The organism is Clostridium sp. TJA038, from assembly GCF_058310255.1.
Window position 1 is genome coordinate 114571 of sequence record NZ_JBZEFA010000002.1, and the last position, 17046, is coordinate 131616.

The following is a 17046-nucleotide window of genomic DNA, read 5'->3' on the forward strand; positions in this document are numbered from 1 at the left end:
AGTAAACTACATGTTTTTTATATTTTTAATAATTTTTTACTTATATATTTTTATTATTTAATTCCTTTACATTTTGTGAGTTTTCACTTTCTTTTAATTGTTTTACATTTTGTGAATTTTCATTGCCTGTTAATTGTTTTACCTTAGTTGATTCTTTATTTTCTGATATTTCTTTTGCACTCTCTACTTTTTTCTTTTCATGTAAATGCTTTTTATGATGTGTATTATTTTCATGTGTATGTTTTTTATGATGCAAGTGTTTCTTGTGATGTGAATGCTCACCTTCATCAGCTTCTTCAAAAATTGTATTAGCACTTGTCCATTGTTGAAATCTTATTTTTACTACAAGTCCATATAATCCAAAGGTAATTACAATAAGAAACCACCAAAGTATCCAATGACCTATTAACTCCTTTGGACTTCCTATAAATTTTAATCTTTTCCCACAAACAACTGTATGTTTGCAAGTAGAATCATATTTCATACATATTATCCAAGGATATGCTAAACCTAAAGTTAAAACTCCTAAAGCTATCCATTTTATATGATTTAAAATTGTATTTTTAAAAGTATTGTCAAAATATGAGTCATATTTTTTCTTATTTAATATAATAGATGATTCAAAATTCATATTTCTTCCTCCTTTCTACATTAATTTTAAAAATTTCCTTCATATAATTACAATTTTTATAAATATATTATAATTTATTTATGAAACTTATCAATGAAACAATATTATTAATTTTTTTAAAATATATTTAAATTTAATAGATATACAAAATATTTCCTCAAATATTTTGCAATGTATCAAATTTACTACATATAAATAGAAAGCATAGAAAACTTTGAAGTTTTCTATGCTTTCTATTATTTAATTCCTTGCTCAAAGGCAAAAAATCTATCCTTATCATATTTTTTTCTTACATCTCTTAATTTATATTTATTTTTTCCATAATAATCTTCCTCATAATCCATAAGACCTTTAAAAGGAAAGTTTATAAAGGAACCTTCTGTAATGCTTTTTACATACTTAAAATTATTTTCTACCCATTTTATATTTTTTTCTGCAAAACAATCTTCTTCCCAAACTGATTGTATTCCCATTATAAATTTCGCATCTCTATAATAAAATGCACTATCCTCTTTGTTTATATCTTCTACAGCTCCCCCTAATCCATAAAAAGATATTGCATTATAATATGCTCCTTCAGCTTTTTTTGAAACTATATTTATAAGATTTTCTATTTCTCCTATACTATAATCTCTAAATACAAATCTTCCTGTTGATTTATATTTCTCATAAGGAGGATGACTATATTCTATTTTTCTAATAACATCTAAAGCATTTTCATAAGTTAAATTAAAATCAATATTTGAAGGAAACTTAAAGGGAAGTAAAATTTCATTAGCTTCATCTTTATTTCCGTAAAATATTCCTGTTATTTTAATTCCTACCCCCTTTTCTTTTGAATTATAAATTGCAGTCTTTAAATTCATTCTTCTATCTAAGGCTTTAAACTTATCTTGTAAAGTTTTTATTATATAAACAAGTTCTTCTCTATCAGCATTTTTATAATCTATATCTATTAAAGTAGCCTTTTTTATTTTATTTTGAAGTTTAAAGGTCATTGAAATAACTATTCCAAAATTTCCTCCTCCACAGCCCTTAGAAGCCCAAAATAAATCTTTATTTAAAAATTCATTTGCAATTATAATTTCTCCATTGCTATTTAAAAACTTTATTTCTAAAAGATTATCACAAGTTAAACCAAATAATCTACTAGAATATCCCCATCCTCCTCCAAGAGTAAGACCTACAACACCTACTGTAGGACATCCCCCACCAGGAAAAGGATAATCTAAATTTCCTAAAGCTTCATATATATCCTCATTTGTAACTCCACCTTCTATAGTTACCTTTTTATTTTCTTCATCTATAAATATCCCCTTCATTTTGCTAAGGTCTATTACTAAAGCATCATTTTCTATAGAATATCCTTCATAATTATGTCTTCCCACTCTAATTGTAAAGGGAATTTTATTCTCCTTAATCCATATTAATGCATTTTTAATATCCTGAATATTTTTACAAAAAACTATTCCTAAAGGATATTTTTTTATAGCCCTATTCCACGACTTTATTTCTTTTTCATATTTTACACATTCTCTTGTAACTAAATCACCAGTTAATTTAGTAAAATCAACCTTTACCATAAACTTCACCCTCTATACTAAATATTCTATTTTATGATAATATCACAAGTTCTTTATTTATAAAACAAAAAAATAAGTGAAAGATTACTACCTATTTTGTAAATAAATTAATCCTTCACATAAATATATAAAATTATAAGTTTGTTGATTCTTCCCAATTTATATTACATTTAAAAATTTCTGATTTATAAAAATCCTCTTTTTCTTCAATCATTTCAATAAGCATTTTAGCTGCATATTTCCCTTCCTCATATGTTGGTTGGTCTATAGTTGTTACAGAAGGAGTAGCATACATTGTCCAATCCCACTTATCAAAACCAATTATTCCAACATGATTTGGAACAGTAAATCCTTCCATTTTTATTGCTTTAAAAACCTTTTGAAGTATTTTACCATTTATTGCAAAAACCAAAGTTTTTTTCTTAGGATTTATATCTATTTTTAACATCTCTGCTATTTCATCCACTTCTGTGTTTTCATTTATAATTTCAATAATACTTTTACCATTTACTCTACTTACAGCATCTTCAAAACCAACTTTTCTCTCCATTCTTGCAGCTAGTTTATCTGGAGATTCAGTAACTAAAATAAACTCTTCATATCCCTTTTCTGATAATTTTAAAATAGCTTCATAAACTATTTCATAATTATTTGTCTTTACCCATTTTCCAGTATACTTTGAAGAAACACTATCTAAAACTACAATCTTTTTTCCTTTGTTTTTTATAGATGGATATAACTTGTCAAAATTTTTAGTAGGTTGAACTATAAATCCATCAACACCCATATCTAACATCTTTTTAAAATATTCCTCTTCATTATAATAATCTAAATTAGTGCTTCCAACTAAAATCTGATATCCTTTTCTTCTAGCTATCTCACCAATTCCTTTAACTATATTACTACTAAAAGGATTTGTTATATCTGCAACTACAACTCCTATTAAATTAGATTTTTTTAATTTTAAACTTCTAGCCATTATATTAGGACTATAATTAGTTTCTTCAATGACCTGCTCTATCCTTCTTTTTGTATCTGGAGACATCTTGTCAAATTTTCCATTTAAATAAAAAGATACAGTAGTCTTTGAAGTTTTAGCTTTTTTAGCAATATCATTTATAGTTAGCTTAACTCCTTCATTTACCACAATTTACCTCCACATAAAATATTTTTATATTACGATTTTAAACGAATTATTTCTTTTTTATCTTTTAGGGTATGTATAACTAAAACTTTACCATAGATAGGTAATCCATCACAAATATATACCTTTGCTCCTTTAAAAGTTTCTTTATTAAATATAATAGCAGTATAACTTTCCTCTTGATTTATAATAATTTTTTTAGCAACTACCATATTTTCATCAAATTCACCTTGGAAATTATATTGTACAATACTAGGGTCATCGATTTCTATATTTTTTAAACTTTGGCCTAAAATTATATCATAGTTTACAAAATTATCAGTAAAAATTTTTTCAGTTACTACTTTTTTACTATTATTTATGCTATTATAATTTTTTGAAACCAAATTTCTTTTAATAAATCTTCTATCTATATTCTTATTATACATCCTCATTTTATTTTTTTTACCTATAAGACTTACATATTCACCTTCTTCAATAGGCTTAATTCCACAATCTAAATTATAATAATTTTTGCAAGTATGTGTTCCACTACATCTTACTTCATTAACAATTATCCATATATCCTTAGATATTACTAACACCTTTCTTATAACTGTATAAGGAGTTTTATCTTCTAAAGTTGCTAAATACACCATCTCTCCATAGGATATTTCATTGCTTTCTCTAAAATAATTTTTAACTGTTTCAGGATACTTACAATATTCCCATGAATTTTTAGGAATAGCAAAAGGTGAATCATCAATTACAGTTACATTGTGAGCCTTTACTGACTTTAAATACTCTCTTAAAGGGTCCTCTTCAACATAAGTATAACGACCAGAATCTATAAAAAATGGCTCCCCTTCATAATGAATTGAAAAATGCCCTAAATCGGAATGACCATGACTACTTCCTAAAGTACCATTTTTTAAATAAGTAAAACTAGATTTTTTACTCCAACCACTTCTTATATAAATATTTCCTGAGTCTATAAAAGATTTGCTAAAGTTTTCAACTTCTTTAGCCTTTATATTTTTATATTTAAAAAAACCTTCTTTTCCAAATAAAAATAAACTTTTTAAATCAATTGTTTCAAAAGACCTAAACTTTAAATAAGGGTCATTAAACAATATAGCTGCTCTAAGAGTAACATCCCTAATATCGGTTCTATCACTATCCCCTTGAGATACTTGCATATAATTTGAATCTGAACAATAAATTAAGTACTTAGCCATAGAATGTATTTTACTTAAAAAGTTTTTATCTAGATTAACATTAAAATAATTACAATAATATATGGTTAACATAGATGAATTTAAAACCTCAATATGATACATTATAGATTGTTCCCAATGAGAACCATCTTCTAAAACTTGAAGATTTATCTCCCTGTATAATTCATTTACAGCCCATTTATATAAATTATCCTCTTCAAAAAAATCCTTTAACCATAAAGTAGAAATTATTATAGCTGTGCTTTGTAATACTCCCCAATTACTAAGAACATATTTATCAATATAGGAATTTCTTAGGTATTTTAATTGCTCCTTTATACTAAAAACTAACTCTAATATTTCATCATTATTAATCTTATTTTCATAAATTAAGTGCATTAAAGCTTTAATAAAACTAAGAGTTCTTATTCCTGTATCTATTGTTCTTATTGTCTTTCCACCCTGTTTTTTTATTTTATTTTTTCTAATCCAGTTAAATATTAACTCCTTTAATTTATCTAAATATTTATAATCATCACTATAGTAATAGGCTATAATTAATTTATCTAAATATTCATGTCTATTAAGCATAAATATCCATTCTTCATCTCCATTAGGAGTAAATTCCCAGTTCAAATTTTTATTTACATAAGGTATATTACATTGTTCCATATCCCATTTATCATCAAATATAAAGGAATTATTAAGTAATAAATTAGCCCCTATAAGCTTTTTTTTCAAGTCATTACTAAAGTTCTCTTTTAAATAACTTCTAAAAAAATTTGTATCATATAAACTCATAAATTTATTAACTTCTAATTTTAATTTTTCTATTTTAATTAAATTAACCATAAAATCCTCTCCAAATTTTAAAAAATAAAGACTACTTAAAATAAGTAGTCTTACTCTCAAATTAATATTTTATTATCCCAGTAATTTGCTCTTTAAGCCACTTACTTAAATAAAAATTTAATGACTATTTTATAATCTTAATTTAGAACTCCCATAATACTTTCTTTGTCTATTTCTACTATAACGCCCTTAGAAATTTCTAACTTAACTATATTTTTCTTTATATCTTTTATTATTCCATATATTCCTGAAATAATAATAACTCTATTTCCTACCTTTAAATTTGATAAATACTCATCTCTAGCTTTGCCTTGTTCCTTAATTCTTTTTTTCTGTATAATAGGTAAAATAAATGATACCAAAATTGTATATGCTGCAAGTATTAATATTATTAGCCAAAGTACTCTTTCATTCATATTTAACAAACTAAATCCTTTCTACAAATAACTGATGACATTTCATGTAATTTATTTAAAGACTCATCTATTATACCTCTATGATTAGAATTATTATCTAAAACTAAAGTATTCATTACAACTTCTAAAATACAAGCTACAGAAACTCCACCAACTACATACTGACTATCTGAATTTTCATTTAATAAAATTTCTCTTGAAGTTATTTGAAAAGGTGCTCCTCCTGTTATATCAGCAAAAACTATAACTTCTTTATTATTTTCTATATAACTCTTAACCTTAACTGCAAATTCATCATGAGTTATTTCCTCATTTAAGTTTATGGCATCAATGCCTTCTTCCACTCCAGTTAATAATTTTATTACAGATTTTATACCTGTTGAATATTCTCCATGTCCTACTACTAATATTTTCATATCTCAATACTCCCATATCAAATTTATTTTAGAGAGTAGACTTTTATCTACTCTCTAATATTTATTCTATTAAGCTAAAACCTTTAAAACAGATCCTAAAATACCAATAGCTATTGTTAATATAACTAAACGGTAAGTTGTCCATTTACGTTTCTTTATAAGATAGAATACAAATATTGTATATAATGCTGGTAAAAGAGCTGGTGCTATTTTATCTAACATTTCTTGTATTGATACAACTTTTTCAGCTCCATCTGGCATTTGAGCTGTATATTGATAAGCAATTTTTATTTTTGTAAAAGAAACTGCTAAACCTGAAATTACAGTAACCCCTATCATACTAGCTACAGCAGATATTTGAGCCATTTTTTCACTTAAAACATCTATAATACTAGTTCCTAGCTTATATCCATATATTCCTGTTAATAATTTAATTGTTAATAAGATAGAGTTCATTGCTACAAAAAATAATATAGGTCCAGCAATTAGTCCATCTTGTGCTAAACTAGCTGCTATTGTTGAAAATAATGGTGCTAGGCAAAATTGTGAAAGTGAATCACCAATTCCTGCTAAAGGTCCCATTAAAGCAAGCTTTATAGTCCTAGCTTCTTCTGAAGATCTTCCTGAATCAAGCATTACTAGATGTAAACTTGTAATAAAAGGAAGGAAATGAGGGTTAGAATTAAAAAACTCTACATTTTCTCCTAAAGCTTTTTTAAATTCATCTTCATTATTTCTATATATCTTTTTTAAAGCAGGATATAGTATATTTGCATATCCTAACCCTTGATAGTTACCATAGTTAAATCCATTCTGTAAAAAGAATGCTCTAAGAGATGTTTTTATATAATCACTTTTAGTTAATGCTCTATATTCCACCTTCAAATACAACCTCCTCATCATCATTATAGCCATCGCTTGAACCACTATTAGAATTACTTGCTCTAAAGTGTTCTATTAAAGCAAAGATTGCTCCTACAAAAGCTACTCCCATTACTGGTAAATTTAAATATCCTACACATACATATCCTAATAATACAAATGGTATAAGTTCTGTTTTTGCCATTATTGATAATATCATTGCAAAACCTATAGCTGGTAGCATTTTACCTGCTATTGATAAACCGCCTATTAACCAAGCTGGTATAAGTTCTACTGCTGCTTGTAAGCCACTTGTACTAAATGCTCCAGCAAACCCAATAATAAATCCTACAATAGCAAAAACCCAAATAGTTGCATTTGCACCTATTTTAAATTTTATCCAATTACCTTCTTTAATTCCTTTATTTGCATACTGTGTTAATCCTGTTGCAAAAGTATAAGTTGCTGTTATTAAGAATTGAAAAGCTACTGCAAAAGGGAAGGATAATGCAAGAGCTGTTGCAGGATCCATTCCTTGACTTTTCATAGTAATTGCCATTAAAGTACCTATAATTCCTGGTCCCATTGGATTTGGTGGAACTGTACCTCCAGCACCTACTCCAAATCCCATGAAAGCTATTTCAGAAACTGCTCCCATAGCTAGTGCAGTTGGAATATCACCTAATATAACCCCTACACCTAAAGATAAGATAATACAACGGTTTGTATAAAGTCCAAGTAACATACCTGCTAAACAGAAGGATGTCCACAAACCTATTAAAAGACATTGAATTAATGTAACCTCCATATAATTACCTCCATTTTAAATAACCCTTTACCGTTAAATTATTATAAATATTTAGTTATATCTACTTGCATTGCTCCATCATCACCTCTAGGTGTTGTTTTTGTATTAAATCTTATATTATATTTTTCTGATAACTCTCTTAAAGCTGCCTTATCTCCTTGTCCTAGGAAAATTGAACGAGTAACTTGCTCTTTTCCTTCAGCATTGTGTATATTTCCTATATTAATCTCACTAACAGGAACTCCACCTGCAATTAGCTTTAATGCATCATCAGTTGTTTTACATATTAAAAATATTTTTTGTTGTGGTGAAGCTTTATGAATTAAATCACAAGTTTTTTGAATTGAAAAAAATCTCATAGCTATAGATTTTGGTACAACTGTTTTCATTAAAGTTTGTTGTATCTTATCTTCACTAGCAATATCATTTGCAACTATTACTGTATTAACTCCTAAAGAATTTAACCACATTTGTCCTTGACCATGAACTAGTCTTTCATCAATTCTCATCATTTCAATATTTACACCCATTTTCAACACTCCTTCTACCAATAAAGGTTCCAATCTTTATAAAATCTTATTAATGCTTCTAGGAAGAAATAATCTCCCCATATATTTCCTTCATCTATTCCTTTACCTGAATGCCATGAATAAACACCATGTAATAAAACCGGTTTTCCTTCTTCTATATCAGGATTCATATAATTTTCAATTAATGCTCTTAAAATATTATGCATTGCATATTTATATACTTCTTTATTTTCATCAACTTCTGGTAAATACTTATTCATTTCATGCATTCCACAAACTGCTATAGCTGCTGCTGAGGAATCCTTTGACTGTTGATCTCCATCATTAAAAATTAAATCCCAGTAACAAACATTATCCTTAGGTAATCTATTTAAGAAATAATTAGTCATTCCCTCATAAAGGTTAAAACAATTTTCATTTCTTGTATATCTATAATTTAATGGAATACCATAAATTCCCCAAGCTTGTCCTCTAGCCCAAGAAGAATCATCACTATAACCTTGTCTAGTAACCCCTCTTAAAGGTTTTCCCGTTTCATTATCCATATAAAATGTATGGAATGCAGAGGCATCATCTCTTATAACATTATTACAAGATGTTACAAAATGTTTATCTGCTATATTTCTATATTTTAAATCTCCAGTTTCATCACTAGCCCAATAAAGTAATGGTATATTTAGTAAACAATCTATTATAAATCTATAATGGTCTTTACTTCCAAGTTCACCCCAAGCTTGAATAAACTCTCCCTTTTCTTGATACCTAGAAATTAATTTATTAGCAGCTTTTATTGAAGCTTCTCTAGCATCTTTAGACTTTGTTAATTTGTATCCACTTACAGTAGCTAAAGAATATAAAAACCCTAAATCGTGATGATCTAACTCTATATCTTTTTCCACTCTGTTTTTAAAGGACTGAACATTTTTATCAGCTAAATTCTTATATTTTAACTTTCCTGTATAGTCATAAGCAAGCCATAATAATCCTGTCCAAAACCCATCTGTCCATTCTATATTCTCTATAATCCCATATTTATTATTCTTTGTTGCAGAAGATGGAAATTTTTCTTTAAAATATTCAATATTTTTGTCTATTTGCTTTATAACTAAATCAATAGCATTTTTAACTTCATTTTTAGTTAATAATTTAGTTTTCAGAAATTCTTCTCTTTTTTTAATCTCCTCAACCTTTATCTCCTTAATCATAAATAACCCTCTCAATCTATCTTAAAACATCCATTGGAATATTATCCATATCATCAAAAGTTTTATTTTCTCCACACATTCCCCATATAAAGGTGTAATTACTTGTACCTACTCCTGAATGTATTGACCAACTTGGTGATATTACACATTCTTCGTTTTTAACAACTAAATGTCTAGTTTCTCTTGGCTCTCCCATTAAATGAAATACTCTTGTATCTTCTTCCATATCAAAATAGAAATAAACTTCCATTCTTCTTTCATGAGTATGACATGGCATTGTATTCCAAGCATTTCCTGGCTCTAACATTGTTAATCCCATTAATAGTTGACAACTTTCACAGACATTTGGATGAACATATTGATATATTGTTCTCTTATTTAAAGTTTTATTATCTCCTAATCTTACTGGATTAGCTTTTTCTATATCTATCTTAACGTTTTCATACTCCTTATGTGCTGGTACTGAATTAATATATAACTTTGCTGGATTTTTTGGATCTACTGATTTAAATTTAACTTCCTTATTTCCTTTTCCAACATATAAACCATCTTTTTCTTTTAATTCATATTCTACTCCGTCAGTAGTTACTATAGCTTTTCCACCTATATTTATTATTCCTAATTCTCTTCTTTCTAGGAAATATTCAACTCCCATTTCTTTTCCTGCTTCTAATTTAAGTTCTTCATAAACCGGTTTTATTCCACCAAAAATAATTCTATCTACATGGCTATAAACAAGTTCTATCTTATCATCCTTAAATATATCTTCAACTAAATAGTTTTCTCTTAATTCTTCTGTATCATATCTTTTTGAATCCCTTGGATTATTAGCATATCTAACTCTCATAATTTCCTCCCACTTACTTATTAAAACGTTTTACATAAACTGTTTTACTAACTTATATTTTTATTATATTCTTACAAAATTCCATTGTCAACGTTTTCTTTTATTTATATTAAAAAAATATTCACATCATTTTATCAATGTTCAACTTTTAGAAACTATCTATTTACACTTCCTAAATTTTTATTGTTTATTAAATCAATTATATCCTCATTAGAGGAAATACTTACATCTCCAAGTTGAGTTTGTTTTAATACTGCCGATGCAGTTCCAAACTCTACAACTTCACTTAATGATTTATATTTATTATTAATCAATGACTTTATAACTCCAGCAGCAAAAGCATCTCCACCACCAATTCTTGATATCATACTAAATTCATATTTTGAGGATTTATAAACTTTCTCTCCATCATAAAATACTCCTTGTAAGGTATGATAATTATACGGTGTTCCTGCTCTTAAAGTTGTTACAATGTTTTTAACTCCTAAGTCTTTAGAAGTATAACTAAATCTTTCAACAAATTCTTCATCTGAAATCTCTTTAAGAGATGCATCTAAAACACTAAAAGGCTCCCCCTCTTTATTTAGCCATCCAAAACATAAATAAGCATCCTTTACTACAGGCTTCATTATTTTAACAAACTCATCATAGCTTTCAAATAATTTAGCCCTGTAATTTAAATCAACACTTATTTTTATTCCTCTTTTTTTTGCTTCATTTATTATTTTTAAAGAAAGTTCACTTACCTCCTTAGATAATCCAAAAGTTATGCCTGACACATGTAATAAAGAAACATCTTTAAATAAATTTTCAACATCTATATATTCATACCTTAAGTCATTAATAGCAGAATATTTTCTATCATATATAACTTTAGACTTTCTAGCTGAACATCCTTCCTCATAATAATACAAGCCAATTCTTTCTCCCTTAGAAACTATGAAATCACAATCTATAAATTGTGATTTCAAAAAGGATTTTGCAAAATTGCCAATTTCATTATCAGGTAGAGCTGTTAAAACTCTAGTTTCAATTCCTAAATTACTTAATCCAACTGCTACATTAACCTCTGCTCCTCCAAAACAAACATTAAAATTATTAACTTGTCCTATTTTATTATTGTTTGGAGGAGTTAATCTCATTAACATTTCTCCTAATACTAAAACCTTCTCCATATTAAACCTCATACTTGCGTAATTTTTTAATACGCTCTATATACTTTTTAGTTTCTTCTTCTATCTTATTAAACTCTTTTAATTTCGTAAGGGCACTTCCAATACTAACTATATCACAACCATTGTCTAACCATTCGTCCATATTCTCAAAACTAACTCCACCAGATACCATTATGGCAATACCTTTTATAGGTCCCTTTAAATCCTTTACAATGCTTGGCTTAAAAGCTGAACCTGGAAATAATTTTATTACATCAACCCCTAGTTCTCTTGCTTCTTTTATTTCTCTTGCTGTAAAACATCCAGGAATATAAGGTATTCCATATCTATTACATAAAATTGCTGTATCTTTGTCAAAACTTGGACTTACAATAAACTCTGCTCCTGAAAGTATTGCAACTCTAGCAGTTTCAGAATCTAATACAGTACCTGCACCAATAATTACATTGTCTTTTTTATCCTCAATAAGTTCTTTTATTATCTCATCAGCTCCTGGAGTTGTAAAAGTAACTTCTATAACATTACACCCTCCACTTATTGCAGCCTTTGCAGTATTTATACCTTCAACCTTTGTATTGGTTCTAAGAACCAATACAAAAGCTTCATTTATTAAATTTGTTAGTGTTTTTATTTTATTTATCATCTTACTAACCATCCACCATCTATAGCTAATATATGACCATTTAAATAGTCAGAAGCTTTACTTGATAAAAAGACAACTGTTCCCATTAAATCTGAAACTTCTCCCCATCTACCTGCTGGTATTCTTGAAAGAATCTCTTGATTTCTAACTTTATCAGCTCTAATTGGTGCAGTATTAGCTGTTTTTATATATCCTGGTGCAATAGCATTAACTTGAATATTTAAATCTGCTAATTCATTAGCAAATGCCTTTGTTATACCTGCAACTCCATGTTTACTTGCAGTATATGGTGGAACAAATTTTCCTCCTTGGAATGATAACATAGAAGCTATGTTTATAATTTTACCATATCCTTGCTTAGCCATTACCTTTGCAACAGCTTGTGATAAGTAATATACTGCATTTAAATTTATATCTATTACAGCTTGCCAATCTTCATCTTTATATTCAAGTAATGGTGCTCTTCTTATTGTACCTGCATTGTTTATTAAGATATCTATTTTTCCAAACTCATCTAAACAAGTTGAAACCACTCTATCTCTTGTTTCTTTCTTAGTTAAATCTCCTTGTACAAAAACAATTTTTCTACCTAAAGATTCAACAATATTTTTAACTTCCTCAATATTATTATCAAAAGTTGTTACTAATATATCTGCACCTGCTGTTGCAAGAGCTTCAACATAAGCCATACCTAATCCAGTATTTCCTCCTGTTACTATAGCTACTTTCCCATCTAACTTAAAAAAATCTAAAGAAAATTTATCCATATTCATTAATCCTCTCTCCTTTTATATTAAAATTATCTTAAAACATCCATTGGAATATTATCCATATCATCAAAAGTTTTATTTTCTCCACACATTCCCCATATAAAGGTGTAATTACTTGTACCTACTCCTGAATGTATTGACCAACTTGGTGATATTACACATTCTTCGTTTTTAACAACTAAATGTCTAGTTTCTCTTGGCTCTCCCATTAAATGAAATACTCTTGTATCTTCTTCCATATCAAAATAGAAATAAACTTCCATTCTTCTTTCATGAGTATGACATGGCATTGTATTCCAAGCATTTCCTGGCTCTAACATTGTTAATCCCATTAATAGTTGACAACTTTCACAGACATTTGGATGAACATATTGATATATTGTTCTCTTATTTAAAGTTTTATTATCTCCTAATCTTACTGGATTAGCTTTTTCTATATCTATCTTAACGTTTTCATACTCCTTATGTGCTGGTACTGAATTAATATATAACTTTGCTGGATTTTTTGGATCTACTGATTTAAATTTAACTTCCTTATTTCCTTTTCCAACATATAAACCATCTTTTTCTTTTAATTCATATTCTACTCCGTCAGTAGTTACTATAGCTTTTCCACCTATATTTATTATTCCTAATTCTCTTCTTTCTAGGAAATATTCAACTCCCATTTCTTTTCCTGCTTCTAATTTAAGTTCTTCATAAACCGGTTTTATTCCACCAAAAATAATTCTATCTACATGGCTATAAACAAGTTCTATCTTATCATCCTTAAATATATCTTCAACTAAATAGTTTTCTCTTAATTCTTCTGTATCATATCTTTTTGAATCCCTTGGATTATTAGCATATCTAACTCTCATAATTTCCTCCCACTTACTTATTAAAACGTTTTATATAAACTGGTTTACTAACCTTAGGTTAATTATATAATTACAAAATACTATTGTCAACGTTTTAATAAGTATAAATTATTTTTTTCTCTTTCTAGTAAATAATGTTCCAACTGTAGCTAACACAACTCCAATAGCTCCAAAACTTAAATTATTTATTCCACCAGTCTTTGGTAAAACATCCTTATAACTACTTAAATTTTGATTTTCTTCATTAATCTTTTCTTCAATATCTTCCTTTAATTTCTTGTTATCTAAATCTTTATTCTCCTTATTTTCTTTTTCATAATCAATAATCTTTTCGTCTATTTTATCCTCTTTGTCATTTACATCAGAGTTAATAATCTTGTTTTCTATTAAATTAGCTTTATCTTTAACTAAATTATTTTCATTATTATCTTTAATCTTTTCTTTTAAAACTATTTCTAAAGATTCTCCAGAAAGATTTTCTGTATTTGCATTAAATTTTATCTTTCCATTACTTAATTCTATATCAGATATTCTATGGTCAGCTTTTAAAACTTCTGTAGCTTCCTTATTTATTTCTATAGGAATATTTTTTTCTAAGAATGTTGGGTCAGAAATAGCTATACTTAAAGTATTATCATCCTTATTTTCTTTTATAATAACAGAAGATTTTCCTGTTGAAGTAATATTACCAACAGTATTTTTACCTTCTTTCCAAAAGTTAACTGCTTCAATATTTAATTTTTTATTCTTAACTCCATGAGCCACATCATCATTTTGAATTATTTCAATATTTGGATTTTTAGAGTATTCTTCAACCATTTTTTCATTTTTATTTGGTAACAATACATAACTATATTTTTCATTCTTTATATTTTTACCATGATTTATATACATAGTTAAATAATTATCTTTAACTATTTTATCTGCTTCTGCCTTAGAAGAATTTACGTTAATCCAATTTCCTTCTCTTTCATCTCTTATTAAATTAATATCTACTCCCTCAGGAAAATAATAACCTATATCTGAACCTTCTACATTCCCTTCTAAGTAAGCCCATTTTGCCTTAGTAACCTTATCTTTATCATTTAAATTTTCTACCTTTTCCTTTCCATCTACTATAAATTTATTCGAACCATCTGCCTTTATTTTTCTATTCTCAATTATTGTTTCATTTTCAAAATCCTCTTCGTTGCTTATTCCAGAGCCTAAAGCAACTATTTCATCATCAAACATAAACCAAGACTTTTTAGCTTTTAGTGAATCATATTTATTATCAATTTCCATACCTGCTATTCCATAAGAATCTAATTTACTTCCACCAGACCATGAAGCATTTCCTAATTCATAATAAACTTCATTTTGTTGTGATGCACCTGGGTCTAGCCCTTTTATTATTTCCTTTGGCTTTCTTTTTCTTGTATCTACTGTTGTTCCTGGCATCCTATATGAATCTACTGTTGCCCAGAAATTACCTGAAAATTGATTTAAATCATTATTATATAAATAAGTCATTCCATCTCCTTGAAACCAAGGTGTTAAATTTTCTTTGTTCATAAATTCATACTTGCTTATTCTTTTTGAACTTCTTGATATACCTAATGCAAAATTTTCTCTTTTATGAACAGTCTTGTCCATGCTATTTAATGCATAATGATTATTTTCTTCTTCTAAAGGTTTTATATTTTCATTTTCCATAATCTCATTAAACTTACCTATTACATTTATTGATTTAAATCTTGTAGAAAAATCTATAACACTACTAGAATCAATAGCCCATTTCTTTACTAAAGAATTTATTTTATTTGCATTTTCATCATCTGAAATCATAGAAATTTTAATCATTCCCTCAAGAATTCCAGCTGCCTGTAGATAACCATTAGCATTATATCTTGATATAGCTCTTCCTCTAACCATATCCATAACATAACCCTTGTATATAATTGGATTAAAACTTTCAAAAACCCAATTATATATATTATTTTTATTCTCTGATTTTATTGACCATGGAGTATTACCTAATAAAAACATAATATTAGATATTTTTTCAATAAGAACATTTCCATAAGAACCTGTATATGCTATAATTCCATGCTGAAGATATGAACCATCTTTATAAAATCCATCTCCACTATCTACGTAATTAAAAACTCCAACTATATCCTCTGATGCTTCCTGAATTTTTTCTGAATTATTTTCATTTACTCCCTGCAATAATTTATTCATGCAAACATCTGCTAAGTTTGCTCCTGTATGATATTTACTTCCTGGTTCAATACTCGGTAAAAATTTCTGTATTGCACTCATATAGCTTTCAATCTGCTCTTTACTTAAATCATCATACATTAAAACAACAACATTATTTAATCTAGCTGGAATACCAATCATCCAGTCCCACCAGTTACCATACTGTTCTATTTCACTATTATAAACATTTTTGTTTATCCAATCTAAAGAATATATTATTTTTTCTTTTAATTCTTCACTTTTATAATATTTATTATTTGGTAAATTATAAGCCATAGACATGGTTACTAAATTATTAAACATTGATGTTATCTTAGCTGGATTCTTTTTATAATCCTTTGTGTCTTCCCAAAGAAAATCAAGCTCTTTTTTAGTATTAAGCTTTCCTAATAATTTTTCTGTATTATTTTCATAATATTTTATCTTTTTAGATATACTCTTATTTCCTACATCTAGATTAGTGCCTCCAACTAAATCTTCTTTCCATCTTAATCTAATATTCTTAATATATTCAACTTCACTATTGTAATTTGATACATTATCATAATTATTTTTAACTGTATTATCATTAGCTAAAACCTTTTCATAGCTACTAGCAACAACCATACAAGTTATAATTGATGTTGATATAAGTGCATTGACTTTTCTTTTCTTCGCTTTCATAAATATCTCCCCCTTTTTTGTAAACGTTTATAAACGTAACAAATCCATTATATCTTTTTTATGAATTTTTTGTCAATAATCCTTTTCTAATTGTTAAACTTCTAAAAATAAATTAATAAAAAAGAGGGGAATATTCCCCTCTTTTTTATTAGTTAAAATAATTTAACTTAATTTATTTTTATTATAAATTTAAATAAACACT

General features: G+C 27.3%; 16 protein-coding genes. All 16 read right to left on the reverse strand.

Annotated features, from left to right (window positions below; genetic code table 11):
• Positions 1 to 40: 40 nt before the first annotated feature.
• The 16 genes from AC4FQV_RS06450 to AC4FQV_RS06525 all read right to left on the reverse strand — a co-directional run bounded on the left by AC4FQV_RS06450 (position 41) and on the right by AC4FQV_RS06525 (position 16844).
• Positions 41 to 631: a YjgN family protein gene (locus AC4FQV_RS06450; protein ID WP_491165134.1), complete on the reverse strand. Its 591-nt coding sequence runs from the start codon at positions 629 to 631 to the stop codon at positions 41 to 43.
• Between the two features lie 236 nt (positions 632 to 867).
• Complete coding sequence (locus AC4FQV_RS06455) at positions 868 to 2214, reverse strand: FAD-binding oxidoreductase (protein ID WP_491165135.1); 1347 nt, start codon at positions 2212 to 2214, stop codon at positions 868 to 870.
• A gap of 133 nt (positions 2215 to 2347) precedes the next feature.
• Entirely contained in the window at positions 2348 to 3361 is a 1014-nt protein-coding gene (locus tag AC4FQV_RS06460) for a LacI family DNA-binding transcriptional regulator (RefSeq protein ID WP_491139634.1), read from the reverse strand.
• Positions 3362 to 3390: 29 nt separating this feature from the next.
• Entirely contained in the window at positions 3391 to 5406 is a 2016-nt protein-coding gene (locus AC4FQV_RS06465) for a heparinase II/III family protein (protein WP_491165136.1), read from the reverse strand.
• A gap of 137 nt (positions 5407 to 5543) precedes the next feature.
• A complete protein-coding gene (locus AC4FQV_RS06470) occupies positions 5544 to 5822 on the reverse strand; it encodes a preprotein translocase subunit YajC (RefSeq protein ID WP_491139636.1) in 279 nt (92 codons plus the stop codon).
• A gap of 2 nt (positions 5823 to 5824) precedes the next feature.
• Positions 5825 to 6238: a PTS sugar transporter subunit IIA gene (locus tag AC4FQV_RS06475; RefSeq protein WP_491165137.1), complete on the reverse strand. Its 414-nt coding sequence runs from the start codon at positions 6236 to 6238 to the stop codon at positions 5825 to 5827.
• A gap of 69 nt (positions 6239 to 6307) precedes the next feature.
• On the reverse strand, positions 6308 to 7123 hold the full coding sequence (locus tag AC4FQV_RS06480; RefSeq protein ID WP_491165138.1) for a PTS system mannose/fructose/sorbose family transporter subunit IID: 816 nt from the start codon (positions 7121 to 7123) through the stop codon (positions 6308 to 6310).
• Positions 7107 to 7907 (reverse strand): PTS mannose/fructose/sorbose/N-acetylgalactosamine transporter subunit IIC, encoded by an 801-nt coding sequence (locus AC4FQV_RS06485; RefSeq protein ID WP_491139638.1) that lies wholly within the window; start codon positions 7905 to 7907, stop codon positions 7107 to 7109. Before AC4FQV_RS06485 ends, AC4FQV_RS06480 begins: the two co-directional genes overlap by 17 nt.
• Positions 7908 to 7948: 41 nt before the next feature.
• The gene (locus tag AC4FQV_RS06490) at positions 7949 to 8437 is read right to left on the reverse strand and encodes a PTS sugar transporter subunit IIB (RefSeq protein WP_491165139.1); all 489 of its coding nucleotides are present in this window, start codon (positions 8435 to 8437) and stop codon (positions 7949 to 7951) included.
• Between the two features lie 14 nt (positions 8438 to 8451).
• Positions 8452 to 9642 carry a glycoside hydrolase family 88 protein gene (locus AC4FQV_RS06495; RefSeq protein ID WP_491165140.1) on the reverse strand — a complete coding sequence of 397 codons (1191 nt, stop codon included), beginning with the start codon at positions 9640 to 9642 and terminating at the stop codon, positions 8452 to 8454.
• Between the two features lie 16 nt (positions 9643 to 9658).
• Positions 9659 to 10489, reverse strand: coding sequence for a 5-dehydro-4-deoxy-D-glucuronate isomerase (gene kduI / locus AC4FQV_RS06500; RefSeq protein ID WP_491139645.1), 831 nt, complete (start codon positions 10487 to 10489; stop codon positions 9659 to 9661).
• Positions 10490 to 10644: 155 nt separating this feature from the next.
• Complete coding sequence (locus AC4FQV_RS06505; RefSeq protein ID WP_491165141.1) at positions 10645 to 11664, reverse strand: sugar kinase; 1020 nt, start codon at positions 11662 to 11664, stop codon at positions 10645 to 10647.
• Between the two features lies 1 nt (position 11665).
• Positions 11666 to 12307 (reverse strand): bifunctional 2-keto-4-hydroxyglutarate aldolase/2-keto-3-deoxy-6-phosphogluconate aldolase, encoded by a 642-nt coding sequence (locus AC4FQV_RS06510; protein ID WP_491139643.1) that lies wholly within the window; start codon positions 12305 to 12307, stop codon positions 11666 to 11668.
• A complete protein-coding gene (kduD, locus tag AC4FQV_RS06515; protein ID WP_491165142.1) occupies positions 12304 to 13080 on the reverse strand; it encodes a 2-dehydro-3-deoxy-D-gluconate 5-dehydrogenase KduD in 777 nt (258 codons plus the stop codon). The genes AC4FQV_RS06510 and kduD overlap by 4 nt, the downstream gene beginning before the upstream one ends.
• A gap of 26 nt (positions 13081 to 13106) precedes the next feature.
• Positions 13107 to 13937, reverse strand: a complete 831-nt coding sequence (gene kduI, locus AC4FQV_RS06520) for a 5-dehydro-4-deoxy-D-glucuronate isomerase (protein WP_491139645.1) — start codon at positions 13935 to 13937, stop codon at positions 13107 to 13109.
• Positions 13938 to 14045: 108 nt separating this feature from the next.
• Positions 14046 to 16844 carry a polysaccharide lyase family 8 super-sandwich domain-containing protein gene (locus tag AC4FQV_RS06525; RefSeq protein WP_491165143.1) on the reverse strand — a complete coding sequence of 933 codons (2799 nt, stop codon included), beginning with the start codon at positions 16842 to 16844 and terminating at the stop codon, positions 14046 to 14048.
• Between the last annotated feature and the right edge of the window lie 202 nt (positions 16845 to 17046).